At 52.7% G+C, this 20814-nt stretch carries 18 protein-coding genes and 1 pseudogene; 8 read left to right on the top strand and 11 right to left on the bottom strand.

From position 1 onward, the window contains the following. Positions 1-729 precede the first annotated feature (729 nt). Positions 730-1428 carry a DNA mismatch repair endonuclease MutH gene (gene mutH, locus DQM29_RS03225; RefSeq protein ID WP_111739284.1) on the top strand — a complete coding sequence of 233 codons (699 nt, stop codon included), beginning with the start codon at positions 730-732 and terminating at the stop codon, positions 1426-1428. Positions 1429-1446: 18 nt separating this feature from the next. On the opposite strand, the gene lplT is transcribed toward mutH, so the two are convergent. The 8 genes from lplT to DQM29_RS03185 form a co-directional block, all read right to left on the bottom strand. After that, a complete protein-coding gene (gene lplT, locus DQM29_RS03220; RefSeq protein ID WP_111739283.1) occupies positions 1447-2652 on the bottom strand; it encodes a lysophospholipid transporter LplT in 1206 nt (401 codons plus the stop codon). Further along, entirely contained in the window at positions 2649-4805 is a 2157-nt protein-coding gene (gene aas / locus DQM29_RS03215; RefSeq protein ID WP_111739282.1) for a bifunctional acyl-ACP--phospholipid O-acyltransferase/long-chain-fatty-acid--ACP ligase, read from the bottom strand. The genes lplT and aas overlap by 4 nt, the downstream gene beginning before the upstream one ends. 392 nt (positions 4806-5197) lie before the next feature. Beyond that, positions 5198-5953, bottom strand: a complete 756-nt coding sequence (locus DQM29_RS03210; RefSeq protein WP_145960328.1) for a lipoprotein YafT — start codon at positions 5951-5953, stop codon at positions 5198-5200. Between the two features lie 122 nt (positions 5954-6075). Next, entirely contained in the window at positions 6076-8145 is a 2070-nt protein-coding gene (locus DQM29_RS03205) for a heavy metal translocating P-type ATPase (RefSeq protein ID WP_111739280.1), read from the bottom strand. Positions 8146-8153: 8 nt separating this feature from the next. After that, positions 8154-8459, bottom strand: a complete 306-nt coding sequence (locus DQM29_RS03200) for a YtxH domain-containing protein (RefSeq protein ID WP_111739279.1) — start codon at positions 8457-8459, stop codon at positions 8154-8156. Beyond that, positions 8443-8757, bottom strand: coding sequence for a magnetosome protein MamC family protein (locus DQM29_RS03195; RefSeq protein ID WP_111739278.1), 315 nt, complete (start codon positions 8755-8757; stop codon positions 8443-8445). The genes DQM29_RS03200 and DQM29_RS03195 overlap by 17 nt, the downstream gene beginning before the upstream one ends. Continuing rightward, positions 8747-9382, bottom strand: a complete 636-nt coding sequence (locus tag DQM29_RS03190; protein ID WP_111739277.1) for a hypothetical protein — start codon at positions 9380-9382, stop codon at positions 8747-8749. The genes DQM29_RS03195 and DQM29_RS03190 overlap by 11 nt, the downstream gene beginning before the upstream one ends. Positions 9383-9393: 11 nt before the next feature. Beyond that, complete coding sequence (locus DQM29_RS03185; protein WP_111739276.1) at positions 9394-9720, bottom strand: hypothetical protein; 327 nt, start codon at positions 9718-9720, stop codon at positions 9394-9396. A gap of 266 nt (positions 9721-9986) precedes the next feature. On the opposite strand from DQM29_RS03185, the gene DQM29_RS03180 reads away from it, so the two are divergent. Then, positions 9987-10355, top strand: coding sequence for an HMA2 domain-containing protein (locus tag DQM29_RS03180; protein ID WP_111739275.1), 369 nt, complete (start codon positions 9987-9989; stop codon positions 10353-10355). Positions 10356-10454: 99 nt separating this feature from the next. Here DQM29_RS03180 and DQM29_RS03175 read toward each other — a convergent pair whose 3' ends face one another. Next, positions 10455-10898 carry a hypothetical protein gene (locus tag DQM29_RS03175; RefSeq protein ID WP_111739274.1) on the bottom strand — a complete coding sequence of 148 codons (444 nt, stop codon included), beginning with the start codon at positions 10896-10898 and terminating at the stop codon, positions 10455-10457. A gap of 150 nt (positions 10899-11048) precedes the next feature. Here DQM29_RS03175 and DQM29_RS03170 point away from each other — a divergent pair, with 150 nt between their 5' ends. After that, positions 11049-11279, top strand: a complete 231-nt coding sequence (locus tag DQM29_RS03170) for a DUF2594 family protein (protein ID WP_111739273.1) — start codon at positions 11049-11051, stop codon at positions 11277-11279. 56 nt (positions 11280-11335) lie between these two features. Here the strand turns inward: DQM29_RS03170 and DQM29_RS03165 are convergent. Then, a pseudogene (locus DQM29_RS03165) lies at positions 11336-12312 on the bottom strand (TerC family protein). Positions 12313-12527: 215 nt separating this feature from the next. Between DQM29_RS03165 and DQM29_RS18150 the strand changes: the two are divergent. From DQM29_RS18150 to DQM29_RS03155, 3 genes are all read left to right on the top strand, one after another. Next, positions 12528-12665: a hypothetical protein gene (locus tag DQM29_RS18150; protein WP_170126478.1), complete on the top strand. Its 138-nt coding sequence runs from the start codon at positions 12528-12530 to the stop codon at positions 12663-12665. Between the two features lie 426 nt (positions 12666-13091). Next, positions 13092-14396 carry an HAAAP family serine/threonine permease gene (locus tag DQM29_RS03160; protein WP_111739272.1) on the top strand — a complete coding sequence of 435 codons (1305 nt, stop codon included), beginning with the start codon at positions 13092-13094 and terminating at the stop codon, positions 14394-14396. A gap of 33 nt (positions 14397-14429) precedes the next feature. Further along, complete coding sequence (locus DQM29_RS03155; RefSeq protein ID WP_111739271.1) at positions 14430-15797, top strand: L-serine ammonia-lyase; 1368 nt, start codon at positions 14430-14432, stop codon at positions 15795-15797. 101 nt (positions 15798-15898) lie between these two features. Here DQM29_RS03155 and DQM29_RS03150 read toward each other — a convergent pair whose 3' ends face one another. Beyond that, on the bottom strand, positions 15899-16345 hold the full coding sequence (locus DQM29_RS03150; protein ID WP_111739270.1) for a helix-turn-helix domain-containing protein: 447 nt from the start codon (positions 16343-16345) through the stop codon (positions 15899-15901). Between the two features lie 674 nt (positions 16346-17019). Here DQM29_RS03150 and DQM29_RS03145 point away from each other — a divergent pair. Further along, on the top strand, positions 17020-17718 hold the full coding sequence (locus DQM29_RS03145; RefSeq protein WP_111739269.1) for an MgtC family protein: 699 nt from the start codon (positions 17020-17022) through the stop codon (positions 17716-17718). Between the two features lie 250 nt (positions 17719-17968). Then, positions 17969-20665, top strand: coding sequence for a magnesium-translocating P-type ATPase (gene mgtA / locus DQM29_RS03140; RefSeq protein WP_111739268.1), 2697 nt, complete (start codon positions 17969-17971; stop codon positions 20663-20665). Positions 20666-20814 lie beyond the last annotated feature (149 nt).

Below are 20814 nucleotides of genomic sequence, written 5' to 3'. Positions count from 1 at the left end.
TTTTTACGCGGTGCCGCGTTACTCGCGGCTTGCTCTGCGTAAAAATGATCGCCAGCGCCATCCGCATACAGTTGCAGGACACAGCTTCAACGATGCGGTAAACCTCTGGGTGAGATTCCCTTATCCTTTCCCCTTCTGAGCATAACTTGACAAATCAAACAAAGTTATAAACAGCCAAAGGCTATTTCATCCTGTGTTATGCACGTTTACTGTGGATATCCATGTGAAAAACCCGATGACAATATGGGTAGAAGTCTCCACAGGCCTCTTTCAGCAATTAAAGAATAAGCCTTTAAAACAATTAATAATCAATTAGATATTTATATAATGACAGTTCTATACAGAAGAAAACTGTGTCTCCCGCATTCCATGTCAGAGAACGTGAGCAAAAAACGACCTCCGCCCACTTTATCCACAGTCAGTGATAAAAAGTTGACCAATACCGAGTTTGATGCGCAAAAAAGACCTATCGTCAATGCTGTAAATGAAAACAGTGCTGCGACTTTTGTGAGTTATCCAAGATATCTGTGGATAACATGGTGTAAGATCCTGTTCACTGTCGGTGGCTTACTGATGCCTTTACTCAATGTGATGTCTATCACACTAGGCCGTGGACACAAAATCATGATATAAACCATCACGTTAATTTATTTTCTAACGGTATACTCGGTGGAGTGCATAAACCCCTCTCCGGCTGTACAAATTTAGAGCAGATAAGCGGACTCCCTGATGCCCAGTACGGTAACGTCTCTTCCTGTACCGGAAAGTGAACAAGAACTTTACCGGCGCGCAACCGCGCTGGCGGGGTACACCATGAAAGCGCTGGCAGACGCCGCAGGGCTACCCATTCCTAACGACTTAAAGCGGGATAAGGGATGGGTCGGTATGCTGCTGGAACACTATCTGGGAGCCAGCGCGGGCAGTAAGCCAGAGCAGGATTTCCCCCACTTGGGCATTGAGCTTAAAACCATTCCCGTTAGCCAACAGGGCAATCCGCTGGAAACCACCTTCGTTTGCGTTGCGCCACTCACTAACAACAGCGGCGTAACCTGGGAAAGCAGCCATCTTCGAAAAAAGCTGCAAAGAGTATTATGGGTTCCCGTCGAGGGAGAAAGGCATATTCCTCTGGCTGAGCGCCGTATCGGTACAGCCCTACTGTGGAGCCCGGATGCAGAAGAAGAAATGCAGCTAAAGCGCGACTGGGAAGAGTTGATGGATCTGATTGTGCTGGGAAAAGTAGAAACGATTACTGCCCGGCACGGAGAGGTGTTGCAGATTCGCCCGAAGGCTGCCAACGCGCGCGCGCTGACGGAGGCTATTGGAGAATTCGGCCAGCCGATTATGACGCTGCCGCGAGGTTTCTATCTGAAAAAAGCCTTTACGCGGGCGCTTCTGGCAAAATACTTCAGTCTGCCGCCTGCGAAATAGCGGGCGGCAGGATAACGGCTACTGGCCGCGCTTTCTTAACAGCTGAACTATCCACAGGCCGCCAATCGATATCGCCAACAGGCTGCCAAAAACGCAGCCAATGACCACCACTGGCATACCGGCTTTTACCGCCAGCGTGTACAGGCCAAGCATTAGCAGCATGGCGGTATTTTCGCCAAAATTCTGTACTGCTACCGCGTTGCCCGCGCCGACAGTTTGCTTGCCTCGATCCTGCAGAAGAGTATTGAGGGGCACAATAAAGAACCCACCAAAAACCCCCACCACCAGCAGGATGATATAAGAAAGCGCCAGGCTGCCCTGTAGCACAAACACGATAACGCCAATACCCAGTAGTACACCGGCGGGAATACAGCGGCTCACGGTTTTCAGGGTGATCCATTTGGCAGCGGCGGCAGCGCCGATAACGATACCGACCGCCACCATAGCGTTTAGCATCGTCGGCGTCAGTAGCCCCTCAATCTGTAGCGCAACCGGAACCCAAAGGATCAGCAGGAAGCGCAGCGTAATGCCTGCGCCCCAAAACAGACTAGTGCCCACCAGCGACATTCTCGTTCCCTGATCTTTCCAAAGAACTGAGATAGCGTTAGCAAAGCTGGCCACCATCTCTTTGAGATTCCAGCGCGCACCCGGCCTAGCTGCAGTCAGCCGAGGGATATAGAAGTTAGCGATGACAGCCCCGGCATAAACGACACAGCACGCCGTCAGCGCCAGATAGGGACTAATATCTACCAGCCAGCCGCCGACCAGAGAGCCGACAAGAATAGCCGCCAGCGTAGAGGACTCAATTAGCCCGTTGGCTTTCACCAGCTGATCGCCTTGCGTCAGCTCGCCGAGGATGCCGTACTTGGCAGGAGAATAGGCCGTTGCGCCAATCCCTACCAGCAGGTAGCCGAAGAATGGATCGAGACCGGCAAAGATGATCCCTGCGCCAAGAAGCTTAAACGCGTTGGCAAACATCATCACGCGCCCTTTCGAGAAGCTATCGGCTATCTGCCCGACAAACGGCGCCAGCACCACGTAGGCGACGATAAACAGCATCTGCAGAACCGAGTGGCTCCACAGAGGGTAAGCCTTTTGAATCAGCACACCCAGCGTGGCGAAAAACAGCGCGCTGTCGCCAAACGCTGAGAGAAACTGCGCGCTGGTTACCGCTATCATGCCGCGGCTTAGCAGAGGCTTGGGCGATACGTCAATGGTTGTCATGCAGGCTCCACGGGCGTTTCCGCCAGTTTACGCAGGGTCACAAAGTCAGGCTTTCCGCTGCCTAACAGCGGGATCGTCGCTAAATATCGAATATCTCGAGGAACCGCCAGTCCAGGTAGGCCAAGTTCTTGAGCGGCACGCGTTAGCGCCTCACGAGGCAGTTCGGCGGCAGTCGTAAACAGAACCAGAGACTCCCCCTTGGCCGCATCGCTTTTTACCGTTGCTGCGTGTTCGGCATCGGGAGCAATTCTCTTAGCAATGGCCTCAACGCTTTCCAGCGAGACCATTTCCCCGGCGACTTTGGCGAAGCGCTTCACACGCCCCTTGATAGTACAAAAGCCTTCGCTGTCAAAAGAGACAATGTCCCCAGTGTCGTACCACCCGGCTTCCAGTTCGCCCTGCTCGTTCTCTGCGCTAGGGATTTCCAATACACCCGGATTCTCTACTCGCAGGTAGCCTTTCATGACGTTGGGCCCTTTCACCTGTAGGCGACCGCCGTCTTCAATGCCGGGCACGCGGATCAGGCGGGACTCAATGCCCGGCAGCAGTCGGCCAACGGTTTGGGAGCGCGCCGCCATCGGCACGTTAATCGCCAGCACTGGCGCACACTCAGTCACGCCGTAGCCTTCCAGGATCCGTATGCCAAACTTCTCCTGCCACAGATCGCGGGTTGCGGCAGAGAGCTTTTCGGCTCCGGCCACAACGTAGCGCAGGCGAGCGAAGTCGTAGGGATGAGCAAAGCGAGCGTAGTTGCCGAGGAACGTCGGCGTACCGAACATCACGTTGCAGTTTTGATCGTAAATCACCTCCGGCACGATGCGGTAGTGCAGCGGGCTCGGATACAGAAAAATGCGGCTACCGGTCACCAGCGGCGTCAGCAGGCCGGCAGTCAGGCCAAAGGCGTGGAACAGCGGCAGCGCAGACATAAACTTGTCCAGCGGCGTAAAGTCAGCGACGGTGCGAATTTGCTCAACGTTCGCCATCAGGCTGTTGTGGGTATGCACGACGCCCTTCGGGTTACCCTCAGAACCGGAAGTAAACAGGATAATGGCCGCATCGTCTGGCTTTTGCGGCGCCATTGCGCTGCGGGGCATAAACAGATGCTTCAGCACCCACAGCTTGTCGTCGCGGGTGATGCTGTCTTTCAGATCTTCAAGGAAATACCATGTAGCTCCCTTGACCTGCTCCGACAGATGAAGAAGGTTGGCTTTTTCCAAAAACTGGCGCGACGTGACGATCGTTTTAATCTGCGAGCCCTTCAGCGCGCTCTCCAACCCGTTAACGCCTGCGGTGTAGTTCAGCATTGCCGGAACGCGACCGCACAGAGAGGTACCAAAAATCGCCGCCGCAGTCACAATCGCGTTAGGCAGCAGCAAACCTACCGCCTCGCCCGGTTCAGACAGTCGGACAATAATACGACTAAGCCCCAGCGACTTTTTCAACAGCGTTCGGTAGGTATCTTCTTTCAGGGCGATGTCAGTAATCGCCGGCTGGCTGCCACCGTAGCGACCACTGGCTTCGATAAACGCCTCAAACAGCGTCCGCGGGCTGCGCGTCGCCATGCGGGCGTCCATCATAATCTTGTGCATGTGTTCCCCAGCCAGACGGCGGCGCTCGGCGGCTCTGCCGCCTTCAGGCATAGGGATCTTTGTTGCAGGAAGAATGTGAATATTCACCTGCGGAAACAGCTGGCGTTTAAATACGCCTTTCAGTCGGCTAAAGAAAGACAGCTCAGCGCCGTCCAGCCAGATAGGGACAATCGTCGCCTGTGACTTTGCGGCAACAAATGCCGCACCGTCGTAAATTTTCATCAGCGAACCGGTGACTGAAATTCGCCCCTCGGGGAAAATGACGATCGGCCTGCCGTGCTCAATCTGCCTTACCAGCGTTTTGATCGCCATCGGCTTGGTGGGATCCAGAGGAACAAAGTCCACCAGCGGCTTCATCATTCTGAGAAACCAGCGATCGGTCATATTGGTATAAATAGCGAAAACTGGCCTTACTGGCAGGAACAACCCCAGCAGAACGCCGTCGGCAAACGAAAGGTGGTTGGGGGTTATCAGCAAACGTGGATGGTTAAAACTGTTGATGTCGCCTGTAATACGTACGCGAAAACATGTGCGAACAATGGCTCTAAGGACCTTATAAATCATTACTATCTCCCTATCACAGCGCTTCAGGCGTTGATACGTCCCTTTCCCGGTTAAGACAAACGATTTAGAGTGCCGTTCACTGTCGCTCGTTCAACCGGATAAAAAACAAACACCCCGATTAGGTAAAAAAAAACCTACGCATCCGCGTAGGTCGGTGTAATCCAGTAAATGGTTCCGACGTTGCCGCCGGATATTCACCAATAAATACCTCTGGGATCTAAAATCTAGTTCACTCGCCAGATTCCAGCCACCGACAAAACGCTACATTGGCCTACAAAGTGTAACTAAGCGTGAAACTATTATCATTTCACCTATTTTGCCTACACAACTCGATTAAAAATCGCTCCGTTAACTAAACGGAACGAATCTTTGATTAGGACATAGGAAACTGGCTACTGGGTAAACCGCTTATAAATTTCTTCTGCGGCTGCCTGATAGGCCTGAGACTTGAGCGCCATAATCTGTTTGGCATCTTTTGCATCACGATTATAGCGCCCGCTGACGCTGCTACTGTCAAACACGGGTGGCGTAAAGGTTGTCCAGCGGCCGCTGGCAACGTCAATAAGCGCGATACGCAGTACGATACGCATATGCTGGGTTTCATCCGGCAGCACGCCGCCAACAAACGGTACCCAGGAAACGACCTTCGTCACTTCGTTTTCAGAACCGCTCTCCAGCTGCCCCCAGTACACTAGGATCTTGTCCTGACCGCCGTTGGCCGCCGTCAGGCGCAGCAGGCGGGGATAGTCTACAGCAGGGGTATTTTCCTGAGTGCGGTCGTAGCGGTAGCCGTTGTTAGGGGGAATGCCAGAATAGAGCGCCACGGAATAGTGCTGGCTCAGCGCGTTCTGCATTTCTACGTCTGGCGTCATCGCGCCGGATTGAATCAGCAGGATCGATGAGTTTTTGGGTAGACGAAAGTTTTGCTGGGCACTGCTTAGCGCTTTTTTGATGTCATCATCGCTGATTGTCTGAGTCGCGGGTACGGCACCTAATACGTCACTGTCCTTCAACTCGCCGGAATAAAACGCGTTGCCGCCGCGGCTGTCGGTCTGTGAAATCGATCGGGTGGCACAGCCTGAAAGCATCAGTGCCCCCAGCACAGCGGCCAACAGGATCCGTCCTCTTCCTGAAAATATACGTCTCATCATTATGTTCCCTAATTTCGTGCGTAATCCCCAGAAGATATCAGGGCATAATGAAAAATCACCGCTGTTTACGCTTATTTACTCAATTGTGTTGGTTGCTCAGTGTATTAGCTATGTACTAGCTACTTACGAGCAGACAGCGAGCGCAGCAGAACGCCAATTGTCGTACCGTTATGCAGCAGCGCACTCAGGGTTGGAGAAAGCTTACCCATCGCCGCCGCCAGCATAATGCCGCTGTTCACCCACTCGGTTATCTTGATATTGCTGTTCACCAGGCTCATGGCCTCCGATGCAAGCTCTCTTGCCGTCGCCACGCCGTGCAGAGAATCGCGCATCAGCACCGCATCCGCAGCCTGCTGAGCCAACTCTGTACTCTGGTTCATTGCCATGCCGATATCCGCCTGAGTCAGCGCCGGTGCATCGTTTACGCCGTCGCCAACGAACAGCACTCGACAGCCCTGTTCTTGCAGCGCCTGCACTACTTCTACTTTGCTTTCCGGCGTCGCCTCAGCAAAGTAGCGGTCAATGCCCAGCGCGTCTGCCAGCTGTTCAGCCTTCTGCTGCTTGTCTCCGGTTAACAGTACAATCTGCCGAACGCCGAGCTCCCTTAAGTGTGCAATCACCTCTGCCGCTTCGTCACGAACGTTGTCCTGTAGCCCAATCATCCCCACCAACTGCTCGTTCAGACTGATAAACAGCAGATGGCGCCCTTTTTCTTCCAGCTCTTCAATCTGGTTTTGGAACGGCGCAAAGTCGATTTGATAGTGTTCACGCAGGAAGTGACGGCTGCCGATCACCATCCGGTTGCCCTCCAGTTCGGAGATCAGCCCGTGGGCAATCACGTACTCCACTTCACCGTGATTAATATGGGGAAGCTCATGCTGTGCAGCGGCGTTAACTACTGCGCGCGCCAGCGGATGGTTGCTGTGCTCTTCCACCGATGCGGCAATCGCCAGCAGGCGACGAGCCCAGGTGGTTTCCGGCGCAAAGCTGACCACGTCCGTCACCAGCATATCGCCATGTGTTAGCGTGCCGGTCTTGTCGAATACCACCGTGTCGATATCCGCCAGCTGTTCAATCGCTCTGCCACCCTTAAGCAGCAGGCCGGACGTGGCGGCTTTATACATCACGGATTTAAAGGCAATCGGCGTGCTGAGCTTCAAGGCACAGGAGTAATCCACTAAAAAGACCGACGCCAGACGCTGCCAGTCTCGCGTCAGGGCAAAAACGCCAGCCCCCGCACCGAGGGTGATAGCTACCCGGCGATCTGCCATTCTCTGAGTAACCTGCTGCGTCTCGCTGCGCTGACTCAGGGAGTCAGTAATAAAGCGGCGAATGCTGGCGGTAGAGGAGTCGTCCCCTACGCGCTCTGCGCGCACGGCGACGTTACCGTCCTGAACCTGTGTACCGGCAAACACCCACGATCCGCTCTCTCTGCGAACGGGAACGCTTTCCCCGGTCATGGACGCCTGATTGATCAAGCCGGTACCGCGAATCACGGTGCCGTCCGCAGGAATATTGTCCCCTGGGCCTAACAGCATCACGTCGCCGTTAACAAGGCCATCGGCTGAGATTTCCTCACGGGCATCGCCGCGTTCAACCCACACAGCGTGGTGCTGAGGCTGCATCAGTTCCGACAGCAGCTCGTCCGAATGGCGGCTGGTTTCCTGTTCAAAGTACTCGCCAAGGGTCAACAGAGTTTGTGTCAGCATGGCAGTGCGGTAGTCGCCGCGAACGATAGACAGGCTAAGCGCTAGGGCATCCAGCACTTCTACATTCAGCTCTTTACGACACAGGGACTCTACGCCTTCCGCTACCGTCGGCGCCATCAGCGCTATTGCCGGCAGCGCAGCCCAGCGCTTGGGAAGAAACTGTGTCGCGGCAAGGCCAACCAGATTCAGTAGGTTGTCACCGCCGCAGTACTCCGGTTCATACTCTTTTTCCTGTGCTAAAGACCAGTCCAGCCGACTCAACTGCTCCAGCAGCGCAGCGCTGTCGGTTTTTTGCGTATCGTACATCAGCACCGCTGACGCAGCCGCAGGGCGAAGGCGCACGCTCTTCACGCCGCTAAAAGACAGAAGCTGTGCCTTCAGCCAGCCAGCGTCGTCTTCGCGCTCTCGCAACAGAGGAACCCGCACGCGCATGCGCCCGGGCAGAGAGTGAACCAAGGTAATAGAGGATGAATGCGTCATACCGATCGTTACTCGTCGTCCTGTGCTTTCTCGCGATAGTAGTCAAGCTCGGCCTGCACGTCTGCCAGGCGCTCCTTAAGCTCCTCAACTTCTCCGCGCACGGCACCCCAAGCGCGGTTGGCCGTCGCACCGATGCTTTCCTGCACCTTACGGTTAGACAGGAGATAGGCAATAGCTGCACCGGCCACAATGCCAGTGATCAAATGAGCTCGACTGTTATCTGCACGATAAGGAGTCTGTGGTGCCTGTGTATTAGGCGCATAGCCCTGATAATAGGGAGGATAATAGTAATAGGGGTTATTCGGCTGTTTCATCAGAGCCTCGCTTGTTTACAGCATCCATAAGGTATAAACCGGCAACACCGGCGCTGAGTACAGTGAGAAGGGTCAATACCGGCCTGCCGGCAGTCGCATTCGCTACCGTCATGGCCGCACCGCTGATAAGTCCGGCTTTGGTGGCGTCTTTCAGCACTTTCCCTGTTGCCTGTTCAAGAGTTTCTTCACCATTTTTATAGCGCTTCCACTGTTCAACACCGGAAGCCGCGGCTCCGACCAGCGCTCCGGCGATCAGCGCCCGGCTGGCAGGATTAAGGCGATCGCTATTATTGCTCATCTTCAGCACCCTTCTCTTCACCCGCATGACGGTGGCGCGCTACGGACTCCTGAAAACCCTCTTTGCCCGCAGAAACGGTATCGCGGAAAATTTCGCTACCGGCTTTGGCGTTTTCTTTAACGCTGCCCGCAGCGCTGCCTGCGGCCTCTTTCACTTTTTCACCACCGGTCTTTAAAAGATCGCCCGCGTTGGCGAAAGTTTGCAGCAGGGTGTTGCGCACGCTCTCATTACCGAGGATCAGCGCTGCCGCGGCGCCAATCATAGCGCCCTTCCAGAACTCTTTGTCGTCAACACCCACAGTGCTGATGATGCGCTTAAACAGACCGGCCTGATCTCCCATTAGCCCTTCGACCATTCCCTGAGCCTGACCGCTCCAGTCAAATCCCTGAGGCGGAACGCCCGGCTGCTGAAACTGCGGTTGAGGCGGCATGTCGTAACCCGCAGGAGGACGGCCGTACATCGGATGCCACATCGACGGGCAAGGAGGCCATCCCGGTTGCTGCATCATCGGCTGCGGCGGGTAAGGAGGATAAGGTGGATAGTAGGGATAGCCGTAAGGCCCGTATGGCGGCATCTCTTGGCTAGGAGCGTTTTCCCAGTCGCCGTTTTGTTTCTCTTTTCCCATAACTCAGTTCCTCATTCTTTAGCCGCTGACGGCGAGATAATTGGTAACAGCTCCGCCAGCGCCAGATCTGCCTTGGCGTCATCATCGCCAAAAAGCTGTGAAATCAGATCGGGGGAAAGGCGCTTGGCGTCATACTCTAATAGCAGGCTGCCGGTTGCTGCATTCAGGCTGTAGCCGCGAAGGCTACTGCCCGGCCCGCAGTACTCATCCAAGGCGGACAGCTTTGTTTTCCCCAACGCAGCGATAAGCTTATTGTTAAAGCGAAGCCGAAGCCGGCCGGGGATATGGTGAGCAATCGTCACATAGCGGCGAAGCGCCATAAGGCTGTCCGAACTCATGCATTTTCCTGAATGTCGCTCGATCCGTTAATAAAAAACGGACGATAAGTTAAATAGGCGTTACGTTCATAATATGACGCTCGCCAAAGATTGGAAACCTCAAAATAGCTAAATTCAAAATAATTTACCGCTCTTACTGAGAATGAGTTTTCCTTACGCATTCAACGTATTGCCTTTCTCCGCCTCAATTTCCAGCCTAAGCGGTGGACAGGGTGAAAATCTTAATATAAATTATTCTCGTTATCTTTACCGTTAAGGTGGTCACCATGAGTCAACCCTACGTCCATCAAACTCCTAACCGCATTCGCGTGCGCTCCGACTTTATTCAACAGCATCCTTCACGGGTCGAAACGCTTATCGGTCAGCTTGAGCAAATCCCAGGCATCAAGCAAATTCAGCATCGTCGCTATGCGGGTTCCGTCGCTATCCAGTTTGATAGCCGGGCAATCAGCGCTGCTGCACTGCTGGAAACGCTAGAAAGCAACGGCTGGATGGAGCAAAGCGAGCGGAGAGACGTAGTTCACCACGCGCTGCACTTAGGTGCTAAAACCCTGCTTAAAGGCATTGCGGTAACAGCCCTGAAGCGCACTCTGGGCGGCTCGCTGCTCAGCACCGTCGCCGCCATGGCCAGATAGCTAACGTCCTATTCGAGACAAACGCCCCGCTGGCCTTAAGCCTGCGGGGCGTTTGTTTATCTGAAAAGAATAAAATGGAGAGTAAAGTGAGCAGTAAAGCTATCCGAATCGTTTAGCCGCGCACTGACAAATGCCACCGCTGCGTGCCGGGCAGCGTTTACAGGGAGGAGATTTTAGCGGCAAATACAAAATAGAAGGCGCTGAAGAACGCGCCGCAACTGGCCTCATAGAGCCTTTCTCCATCGAGGAGCTCCACGCTTTCGAGGCCGGTCGATGAGAAGCAGGTCTAAATCCGTCATCGCCGTCAAACCACGCCAGCAGAGGTCTTAACGGCCTGGCAATCTCACCCAGCATGGCGCCAGCCACCTGCTGAGAAACGTCTCCCCAAACAGAATTCGTCGCAGTCTCCTGATTTCTCCGCACAGGCGCTGTCGGCGGCAAAGCCTGATGCGACAGCGCCTGTAGAGCGCGATCGCTAGCCTTTCTCTCCTGTTTTAACGCCTTTTTGTGCAGCTTCTTAAGCGCCTTGAGAGCCGATGACATAAACCAACACCACCAGATAATGAGAATGATTCTTTATATTATTACCACGTTTTTCGCCCTTTTCCACCCGTAGAGGCTCACGCGAGCATAAATAGTTTGCTACCATATGCGCCATCGTTGATAGCTCAACTTATGAAAAACGGATAAGTGATGAATAACATTGAATTTCCAACAGCGGAAAAAATTGAAGAAATGGCGCAGGAAATCTCCGCGCTGAAGGCCCTTATGACGCTGATGCTGATTACTATGGGTCAAGCTGACGCAGGTAAAGTGATCCTGAAAATGGAAAGGCTTATTGCCGCACACCAGAACGAAGCGGAAGTAGAGACGTTCAAAAAAGTCGTTCAGCAGATTCGTCAGGCATACCGTCACGAATCCTAAATCTATATCCTTATATTGAATCGCCGCGCGGGCAAGTTCCACGCGGCGATTTTTTATCAGTCGCCAGAAAGTGCCTTACGGCGATCCTCACGTCGGTTTACCCAAACGTTAATCAGCAGCGTGACTAGCAGGATTGTTCCCACCGTTCCCAGAGAAACAGCGATAGGAATATGGTAGAAGTCAACAATCAGCATCTTGATACCGATAAACACCAAAATCGCTGCCAGTCCGTATTTCAGCATGGAGAAGCGCTCAGCAACGTTAACCAACAGGAAGTACATCGCCCTAAGCCTAAAATCGCAAAGATATTGGAGGTCAGAACAATAAAGGGATCGGTGGTGACGGCGAAGATCGCCGGGATGCTGTCTACTGCAAATACCACATCGCTCAGCTCTACCAGTATCAACACCAGAAACAGCGGCGTGGCGTACAGCAGGCCGTTGCGGCGCGTAAAGAAGCGCTCCCCTTCCAGCGAGTCCGTCATGCGCATGCGCCCGCGGATCCACCTTACCAGCGGCTTGTTGCCAACGTCATCGCCTTCCCCATCTTTCGCAAACGCCATCTTCACGCCGGTAAACAGCAGGAAAGCGCCGAACAGATAGAGGATCCAAGCAAATTCTGAAATCAGCCAGCTACCGGCAAAAATCATCACCGTACGCAGCACTATCGCACCCAGCACGCCATACACCAGTACTCGCCGCTGCATGGAAACAGGAATAGAAAAATAGCTAAACAGCATCAACCAGACAAAGACGTTATCCACCGCCAGCGATTTCTCTATCAGGTAGCCGGTAATAAACGCCAGCGCCTGAGCGTTAGCAACAGCCGGCCCGGCGGTATCTTTTAAATACCACCAGATCCCCAGTGCAAACAAAAGAGAAAGGCTAACCCACACCAGCGACCAAGCGGCCGCCTGCTTAAACGACATGCCGCCGCCCTTTTTCTTGCCCTGCCCAAACAGGTCAATCAGCAGCATAATCGTGACGACAACGCTAAAACCGCCCCACAGAAGCGGTGTTCCTACAGTGTTCATGGAGTCTCCTTCCACTTTTCGCTCTTGCGAAAAGCCCGAGCTGGATCTTTTAGCGCCTTGAGGCATTAATGCACGCGAAGCGTTAACAGACACAGCCTAATTTTAGGCATAAAAAAACGGCTACGTCAGAAGACGCGGCCGCTATTTCGCTAGCTATAAGCGCACCTCGCCTTCCGGCAAGGTCTCACTTACAGCCTAAGCTGCCTGGTAACCGGATGCATTCATGCATCGTATTGACGATTAACCAGCGTGGAAGTTACTCCCCTTTGCTGAGCAGCAAGATACTGAATGAGCCTGACGCCGTCAAGCGTCGTTTTTCTACCTTTAGCCTGCTGCTATTTGCCGCTAAATAAAAAAGTGCACAGAAAATTAACTTTATTGAACAAACTGTTTGGACTTATTATTTCATCAGTTCTATAATTATTCAGTCGAGCATGATATATTTAAGGCATCAAATCTGAGCCCTTAAATTAGATTAGAAATAAGATATCAATTTTGATTCTTTAAATAAAACCCTCTCTCAATTTTCACCAGAAAAAAGTATCAAATTAGAGCCAGCACCCACCGAAATAAATAAAATATCAAATTTGATTCTTTAAAAGTTTTTATCTCAAACCAATTTTGTGATCGGTATTCGTCCTTCCTCTGTTCTATTTTGATAAAGTTCACCCCGCGGCAAACCAACGCATTATTTTTAATAATTGGCAGTATTTTCCCGATATTAATAATAAATATCGCAGACTATTTTTTGCTTTTATCAGAAAATCCTTGGGGTAGCTATGAACTCAATCCAAACCACAGCAGACGCGGGCTCCGTCACCTCGACGCAGGCCCTGGGCTGGCGCAAATCCGATACCATGTGGATGCTCGGCCTCTACGGCACCGCCATCGGCGCGGGTGTACTCTTCCTGCCTATTAACGCAGGTATCGGCGGCCTGATCCCTCTTATTATCATGGCCATTATCGCTTTTCCGATGACCTATTATTCTCACCGTGGGCTTTGCCGCTTTGTTCTTTCTGGTAAAAATCCGGGTGAAGATATTACCGAAGTTGTTGAAGAACACTTTGGTACCGGTGCCGGTAAGCTAATTACTCTTCTTTATTTCTTCGCAATTTATCCAATTCTATTGGTTTATAGCGTGGCAATTACTAACACGGTCGACAGCTTTATTGTTCACCAGCTACACCTACCGTCACCACCACGCGCTATTTTATCTCTCATTCTTATTCTGGGATTAATGACTATCGTACGTTTTGGCGAGCAATTCATTGTAAAAGCAATGAGCATCTTGGTATTCCCATTCGTGGGCGTTCTGATGCTGCTGGCTCTGTATCTTATTCCTAACTGGTCAGGCGCTATTTTCGACACGCTAGACATGTCCTCCACTGCGTCTGCAACCGGCAACGGTCTGGTTATGACTCTGTGGTTGGCGATTCCGGTCATGGTGTTCTCCTTTAACCACTCACCAATCATCTCCGCCTTTGCCGTTGCCAAGCGCGAAGAGTACGGCGATCAGTTCGCAGAAAAGAAATGCTCTCAGATCCTAGCGCGCAGCCACGTGATGATGGTTCTGACCGTTATGTTCTTCGTGTTCAGCTGCGTGCTGAGCCTGTCTCCGGCCGATCTGGCTGAAGCGAAAGCGCAGAACATCTCTATTCTGTCTTACCTGGCTAACCATTTCCAAACGCCTGTAATTGCCTACATCGCGCCAGTAATTGCCTTTGTTGCTATCACCAAGTCGTTCCTGGGCCACTATCTGGGTGCCCGTGAAGGCTTTAACGGTATGGTCATCAAGTCACTGCGCAGCAAGGGCAAGAGCATCGAGATCAACAAGCTGAACCGCATTACTGCCCTGTTCATGCTGGTAACAACCTGGATCGTTGCGACGCTGAACCCAAGCATTCTCGGCATGATTGAAACGCTGGGCGGCCCGGTTATCGCCATGCTGCTGTTCCTGATGCCGATGTATGCCATCCATAAGGTTCCCGCTATGCGTAAGTACAGCGGCCATATCAGCAACGTGTTTGTGGTCCTGATGGGTCTTATCTCTATGACCGCCATTGTCTATAGCCTGCTGGGCTAACCACTGTCCAACATGATGCTGTAAGGAGATCCCATGATCAGCGTATTTGAAATCTTTAAAATTGGTATAGGCCCGTCCAGTTCGCACACCGTCGGCCCAATGGTTGCCGGTAAGCGCTTCATCGAAGAGCTGATGAGCAAGCAGTTGGACACTCTGGCTACTAATCTCGTTGTCGACATCTATGGTTCGCTGTCGCTGACGGGAAAAGGCCACCATACGGATATCGCCATCATCATGGGTCTGGCCGGCAACAAGCCGGATACCGTAGACGTTGACGCGATCCCTGGCTTTATCCAGAAAGTGGATGAGACAGGCACTCTGCCGATCCGCTGTTCCGACGGTACAGAGCGTCATGTTGGGCTTAAGCTGAACTTTTCCGACAGCGCTCTGCCGCTGCACGAAAACGGGCTGACGTTCAGCGCCTATGACAAAAACATTCTGCTGTTCAGTAAAACCTACTACTCGACCGGCGGCGGCTTTGTGGTGGATGAAGAGAACTTCGGCAAGCAGTCTTCCTCGGAAGTCGAAGTGCCCTACCCGTTTTATTCAGCCAAAAACCTGCTGCGTCACTGCAAAGACAACTGCCTGTCCCTGTCTGCGGTGATGATGAAAAACGAAGTCGCTATGCACGGTCGGGAAGAAGTAGAACGCTATATGGCGCAAGTATGGGACACCATGAAAAGCGCCATTCACCGCGGAATGAACACCGAAGGCGTTCTGCCCGGTCCGCTGAAAGTGCCGCGCCGCGCGTCTTCACTGCACCGCATTCTGCACACCCATGACCGTCTATCGACCGACCCGATGACGGCTATGGACTGGGTCAATATGTTCGCAATGGCAGTCAGTGAAGAAAACGCAGCCGGTGGCCGCGTTGTCACTGCACCGACCAACGGTGCCTGTGGGATTATCCCCGCCGTACTGGCCTATTACGATCACTTTATCCAGCCAGTCACGCCGGAAGCCTACACCCGCTACTTCCTGGCTGCAGGCGCTGTCGGCCTGCTGTTCAAGATGAACGCGTCAATTTCTGGCGCAGAAGTAGGCTGTCAGGGTGAAATCGGCGTCGCCTGTTCTATGGCGTCTGCCGGTCTGGCGGAGCTGCGCGGCGGCAGCCCTGAAAAGGTCTGTAACGCAGCGGAAATTGGTATGGAGCATAATCTGGGGCTCACCTGCGATCCGGTCGCAGGCCAGGTACAGGTACCCTGCATTGAGCGTAACGCTATCGCATCAGTGAAGGCCATCAACTCCGCCAGCATGGCGATACTGCGCACCAGCGAGCCGCGCGTATCTCTGGATAAAGTTATTGAAACCATGTACGAAACAGGTAAGGACATGAACGCGAAGTACCGTGAAACGTCTCGCGGTGGTCTGGCGATTAAAGTCGCTCTGTGTGAGTCCTGATTGAAGTTTTACCTGCCCATATCCCTGTGGGCAGGTGATTTTTTAAACGCCACATTCTGTGTCCTGTCATAAGGAACCTGAACATTGCCCCCTTTCGGCGTTTATTTTTTGTCGTCTGGCTTAAACCAGGGCCAGACGACATTACTTTTCGCCGCCTGTGTATACCAGCTACTGTTTCCCTGCAGCATGTGAGATGTCTCTTCCGGCAGCACTCCGCTCTTCTCTGCCTCGTCGTCTTCACCCGCTTTTTTACGAATGCGCACCGGTGCCTTTTCCGCATCAGGGCTTATCTGAGCGTTAAACGCCCGCACTTCAGAGTCAAACAGGATCCCCTCCAGCTGATGAAGACGATCGAGACCGCGCAAAATGCCAATCAGCGTACTGAGCGTTACTGACTCGCCCATTTCTACGCGCTTTATGGTGGCAATCCCCACCTGCGCGCGTTCGGCAAGTTCAATTTGGGATAACCGCATGGCAATACGCGTCTCTCTTATCCGCCGACAGAGCTCGGAGATGATTTCGCTATCGGATACGGTATTGAATTTCATCGCTATACCTGATTTGTTGCTGTTATAAAGCAACTATTATACCCATTATTTTTGCTGTAAAGATAACCAGAATCGAACCTTTGCTGATGTGGGTTGATATCGCGCAACTTTTTCTTTCTCTCTCCTCACTGAGTGCAAGACTGAAGAACTCGACCGAGTGCTTTCCTCTCCCCTTTTTCTGCCATAGGAATATTTCTTTTCTCAATGCTTTTTCTATTTCAAATTTCTTAAGAATTACTTAGTTAATAAATAATGCCATCACAACACACATTAAAGAGGAAATTAATGAGCCTTTTTTCTTTACTTCACAATTAAACCCCTTTAGAATTTCGCTCGAAAATTAATTTCAGGAGAACGAATTGGACACTTACAGTTGTAAAAAAGTTAATGCGGTAAGCTGAACAATCCTTTCTCGATCTGTCTGCTTGCCGAACCCGGCGGGCAGCACTCCCACCCTGACACACCCGGCAGTGCATACCCGAATATAGCGTTACCGCCCTTGGCAATTATTGCCCGGAGCTCAATTAATTCGGATATTACTATGCTGTTTTATACTCATAATCTATTTCCCCCAGGCGCATAAACTACGCTTACGCTGATTTATTTTCAGCGAAAAATCTTATGTGCTTATTTAGCACATGATTCAACCTTTCATTATTAAAAAGGGGAAGATCATGGCTATGACTCCTTTTATTTTAAATTTGCTCTTAGCAATGTTTCTTGGCGCGGTTATCGGTGCTGAACGCCAGTGGCGTCAGCGAATGGCCGGCCTGCGCACTAACGCACTGGTCGCTACCGGCGCGGCGGCGTTTATTCTCAGCGCAATGGCGACGGAGCCCACCAGCGCCGGGCGTATTGCCGCTCAGATCGTTTCCGGCATCGGATTTCTCGGCGCGGGAGTCATCATGCGTGAAGGGCTTAACATACGCGGCCTCAACACTGCCGCTACGCTGTGGTGTTCCGCCGCCATCGGCGTGCTGTGTGGGCTGAGTCAATATTGGAACGCCGTGATAGCAACAATAGTTATCCTGTGCGCCAACATTTTGCTACGTGAAGCGGCACAGCGCATCAATCTACAGCCCCAGCAGCAGGCGGTAGATCTTGAACAGCACTATCGCATTCAGGTGACCTGCGCCGAGCAGGACGAAATTCTGGTGCGTACGCTGATCCTTCAGTCGTTAAACGGTGTGGCGATGCGGCTACAGTCCTTACGCAGCGCGGACATTGCAACGCCGGGACGCCTGGAAGTGTTTGCCGAAATCAGCGCATCTCCCGCTGAGCAAAAGAGCATTGAAAATATCGTCTGTCGCATCAGCCTGGAAAAGAGCGTTAGCGCTGTCCACTGGCGGGTGACATCAGAACTGCCCGTATAGGCCAATGATAACCATAACTTCACCCCTTGGGTGATAAGGAGGCCCTATGGACGACCACCCCGGGACTAAACGCCCTCTAGCGCAGGCTGAATGCTAACTATCGTCAGCTCGGCCTACGCCTAGGCTGTGTCCCATAACGGTACACATACAGTTACGGGACACAGCCTAATACACCGTTAATTTTTCTCTGCGCATGCTGACCTCGCTCGGCAGGAGGCCTGCTTGCGCCAAAAAACAAGAGAACGACGTTATGACCTGTTTCAAAAAGGCGCTAAGCCGCACAAAAACGCCAGCTCCGTTCGCTATTGAACGAGAGGCTGCACACGGGCAGGACCAAACCCTAGCCAATCTGAACTGTAACCGCATCGGGCTCACGCGGGAAAACGTTGACGAAAGGCTGGAAGCGTTCGGCCCCAACCACGTCGCCCACGAAAAGGCGCCCCATGCGCTGATGCAGCTTATCAGCGCGTTTAATAACCCCTTTATCTATGTCCTACTAGCGCTGGCGGCCATCAGCTTCTTTACCGACTACTGGCTACCGCTGCAGTCCGGGGAAGAAACTGACGCTATCGGCGTCAGCATCATTCTCATCATGGTTAGCCTCAGCGGGCTACTGCGCTTTTGGCAAGAGTACCGCACCAACAAGGCTTCCGAAGCGCTGAAGTCTATGGTGCATACTACTGCAACGGTGCTTCGCCGCGCGAATGCCAGCGCCAAGCCCACGGTTCAGGAGGTTTCTATCCACGATCTGGTGCCCGGCGATATCATTACCCTTTCCGCTGGAGACATGGTGCCGGCAGACGTCAAGCTGCTGAGTTCCCGCGACCTGTTCATCAGTCAGGCGATACTCACTGGCGAATCGCTCCCGATTGAGAAGTACGACACGTTCGGCAACGTCAGTCAAAAATCAAGCGATGCCGTCTCTGCCGGTGAGCGCAGCGTACTCGAGCTTTCCAACGTGTGCCTGATGGGCACCAACGTCACCAGCGGTACAGCCACCGCTGTCGTCGTTGCAACAGGCGATCGCACCTACTTCGGTTCGCTGGCCAAATCCATCGTGGGAAGCCGTGCCCAAACCGCGTTTGACCGAGGCGTTAACAGTGTTAGCTGGCTGCTGATCCGCTTTATGCTAGTAATGGTGCCCATCGTTTTGCTGATCAACGGCTTCACCAAAGGCGACTGGGCAGAAGCCGCGCTGTTTGCGCTGGCTGTCGCTGTCGGTCTGACGCCGGAAATGCTGCCAATGATCGTTAGTTCTAATCTGGCGAAAGGCGCTATCGCTATGTCACGCCGCAAGGTAGTGGTAAAAAGGCTAAACGCCATTCAAAACTTCGGCGCTATGGACGTGCTGTGCACCGACAAAACCGGCACCTTAACTCAAGATCGCATCATTTTAGAGCACCATCTCAACACCAGCGGTGAACAGGACGGAGAGGTGCTGCGCCTTGCCTGGCTAAACAGCTACCACCAGAGTGGAATGAAAAACCTGATGGACCGTGCCGTTTTGCACTTTGCTAAAGAAAAAGCGGACATCGATGCCTTCAAGCGCTTTAGCAAAGTGGACGAGCTGCCCTTTGACTTTATTCGCCGCCGCCTGTCCGTCGTTGTACAGAATGAAAAACGCCAGCCGTGGCTTATCTGTAAAGGTGCGGTAGAAGAAATGCTGTCTATCTCTACCCACGTTCAGGAAGGAGAGAAAACTCAACCGCTTGATGAAGAAAAGCGCGCCGCTCTGCTGGCGCTCACTCAGCGCTACAATGAGGAAGGATTCCGAGTGCTGGTGTTGGCGACTCGTCCACTGGATACTGAAGAATTAACGCTTCCTCTGAGCGAAAAAGAGGAGCGGGATCTAACAATTCGGGGGATTTTGACCTTCCTCGATCCACCCAAAGAGAGCGCCCGCGAAGCCATTGCTGCCCTACAGGAAAACGGCGTTACGGTAAAAGTACTAACCGGTGACAACCCAATCATTACCTGCAAGATTTGCCGCGACGTCGGCCTAGAGGCAGGCGAACCACTATTAGGCATCGACATTGAAAAAATGGACGACGCACTTCTGGCCCGTGAAGTGGAGCACCGTACGGCATTCTGCAAAGTCACTCCGCTGCAAAAATCCCGCATACTGCAAATTTTGCAGGGGAACGGCCACACCGTCGGCTTCCTCGGCGACGGCATTAACGACGCTCCGGCCCTGCGGGATGCCGATGTGGGCATTTCTGTCGATACCGCGACCGACATTGCCAAGGAATCCGCCGATATTATTCTGCTGGAAAAAAACCTGATGGTGTTAGAGGAAGGGGTTATCAAAGGACGTGAAACATTCGGCAATATCATCAAATATCTGAATATGACTGCCAGTTCTAACTTCGGCAACGTGTTTTCGGTACTGGTCGCCAGCGCGTTTATTCCGTTCCTTCCGATGCTGGCTATCCACCTTTTGATTCAGAACCTGATGTACGATATTTCCCAGCTTTCCCTGCCCTGGGACAAGATGGACAAAGAGTTCCTACGCAAACCGCGCAAGTGGGACGCAAAAAACATCGGCCGCTTTATGCTGTGGATCGGGCCGACGTCGTCTATCTTTGACATCACCACCTACGCGCTCATGTGGTTCGTATTCGCCGCCAACTCGCCGGAACATCAGGCACTGTTCCAGTCAGGATGGTTTATTGAGGGACTACTATCGCAAACGCTGGTCGTACACATGCTCCGTACGCAGAAGATCCCCTTCATTCAGAGCACAGCGGCGCTGCCTGTGCTGCTGACTACCGGGCTCATTATGGCGTTAGGTGTCTATATCCCATTCTCACCGCTGGGTGCCTACGTAGGGCTACAGCCTCTGCCCTGGGAATACTTCCCGTGGCTGGTGGCGACTCTAGTTAGCTACTGTTTTGTCGCCCAGATGATGAAGCGCTTTTATATCCGCCGTTTCAACGAATGGCTCTAGCCCCCATTAGCCTTTACGCATAGCTCAACGCTATGCGTAAAGGCGCAGAACCTGTTTCAGGAATGTTCTCAATGAATCTGTTTATGATCGTTGTCATATTGGCGTCAGCAGGCGCAGTGTTTTACGTCTGGAAAACGGCAAAAACGCCC

The sequence above is a fragment of the Leminorella richardii genome (assembly GCF_900478135.1).
GTDB classification, from domain to species: Bacteria; Pseudomonadota; Gammaproteobacteria; order Enterobacterales; family Enterobacteriaceae; genus Leminorella; species Leminorella richardii.
The sequence above is the reverse complement of the archived record's forward strand: the minus strand, read 5'-3'. Positions and strand labels throughout refer to the sequence as shown.

What these genes read in the sequence shown, in the direction of transcription:
- DQM29_RS03210 (WP_145960328.1), bottom strand. Translation starts at nt 5,953, where the DNA reads ATGAGACGTATATTTTCAGGAAGAGGACGGATCCTGTTGGCCGCTGTG.
- DQM29_RS03190 (WP_111739277.1), bottom strand. Translation starts at nt 9,382, where the DNA reads ATGGGAAAAGAGAAACAAAACGGCGACTGGGAAAACGCTCCTAGCCAA.
- DQM29_RS03160 (WP_111739272.1), top strand. Translation starts at nt 13,092, where the DNA reads ATGAACTCAATCCAAACCACAGCAGACGCGGGCTCCGTCACCTCGACG.
- mutH (WP_111739284.1), top strand. Translation starts at nt 730, where the DNA reads ATGCCCAGTACGGTAACGTCTCTTCCTGTACCGGAAAGTGAACAAGAA.
- DQM29_RS03145 (WP_111739269.1), top strand. Translation starts at nt 17,020, where the DNA reads ATGGCTATGACTCCTTTTATTTTAAATTTGCTCTTAGCAATGTTTCTT.
- DQM29_RS03200 (WP_111739279.1), bottom strand. Translation starts at nt 8,459, where the DNA reads ATGAAACAGCCGAATAACCCCTATTACTATTATCCTCCCTATTATCAG.
- DQM29_RS03205 (WP_111739280.1), bottom strand. Translation starts at nt 8,145, where the DNA reads ATGACGCATTCATCCTCTATTACCTTGGTTCACTCTCTGCCCGGGCGC.
- DQM29_RS03155 (WP_111739271.1), top strand. Translation starts at nt 14,430, where the DNA reads ATGATCAGCGTATTTGAAATCTTTAAAATTGGTATAGGCCCGTCCAGT.
- mgtA (WP_111739268.1), top strand. Translation starts at nt 17,969, where the DNA reads ATGACCTGTTTCAAAAAGGCGCTAAGCCGCACAAAAACGCCAGCTCCG.
- aas (WP_111739282.1), bottom strand. Translation starts at nt 4,805, where the DNA reads ATGATTTATAAGGTCCTTAGAGCCATTGTTCGCACATGTTTTCGCGTA.
- DQM29_RS03170 (WP_111739273.1), top strand. Translation starts at nt 11,049, where the DNA reads ATGAATAACATTGAATTTCCAACAGCGGAAAAAATTGAAGAAATGGCG.
- DQM29_RS03180 (WP_111739275.1), top strand. Translation starts at nt 9,987, where the DNA reads ATGAGTCAACCCTACGTCCATCAAACTCCTAACCGCATTCGCGTGCGC.
- DQM29_RS03150 (WP_111739270.1), bottom strand. Translation starts at nt 16,345, where the DNA reads ATGAAATTCAATACCGTATCCGATAGCGAAATCATCTCCGAGCTCTGT.
- lplT (WP_111739283.1), bottom strand. Translation starts at nt 2,652, where the DNA reads ATGACAACCATTGACGTATCGCCCAAGCCTCTGCTAAGCCGCGGCATG.
- DQM29_RS03175 (WP_111739274.1), bottom strand. Translation starts at nt 10,898, where the DNA reads ATGTCATCGGCTCTCAAGGCGCTTAAGAAGCTGCACAAAAAGGCGTTA.
- DQM29_RS03195 (WP_111739278.1), bottom strand. Translation starts at nt 8,757, where the DNA reads ATGAGCAATAATAGCGATCGCCTTAATCCTGCCAGCCGGGCGCTGATC.
- DQM29_RS18150 (WP_170126478.1), top strand. Translation starts at nt 12,528, where the DNA reads ATGCATTCATGCATCGTATTGACGATTAACCAGCGTGGAAGTTACTCC.
- DQM29_RS03185 (WP_111739276.1), bottom strand. Translation starts at nt 9,720, where the DNA reads ATGAGTTCGGACAGCCTTATGGCGCTTCGCCGCTATGTGACGATTGCT.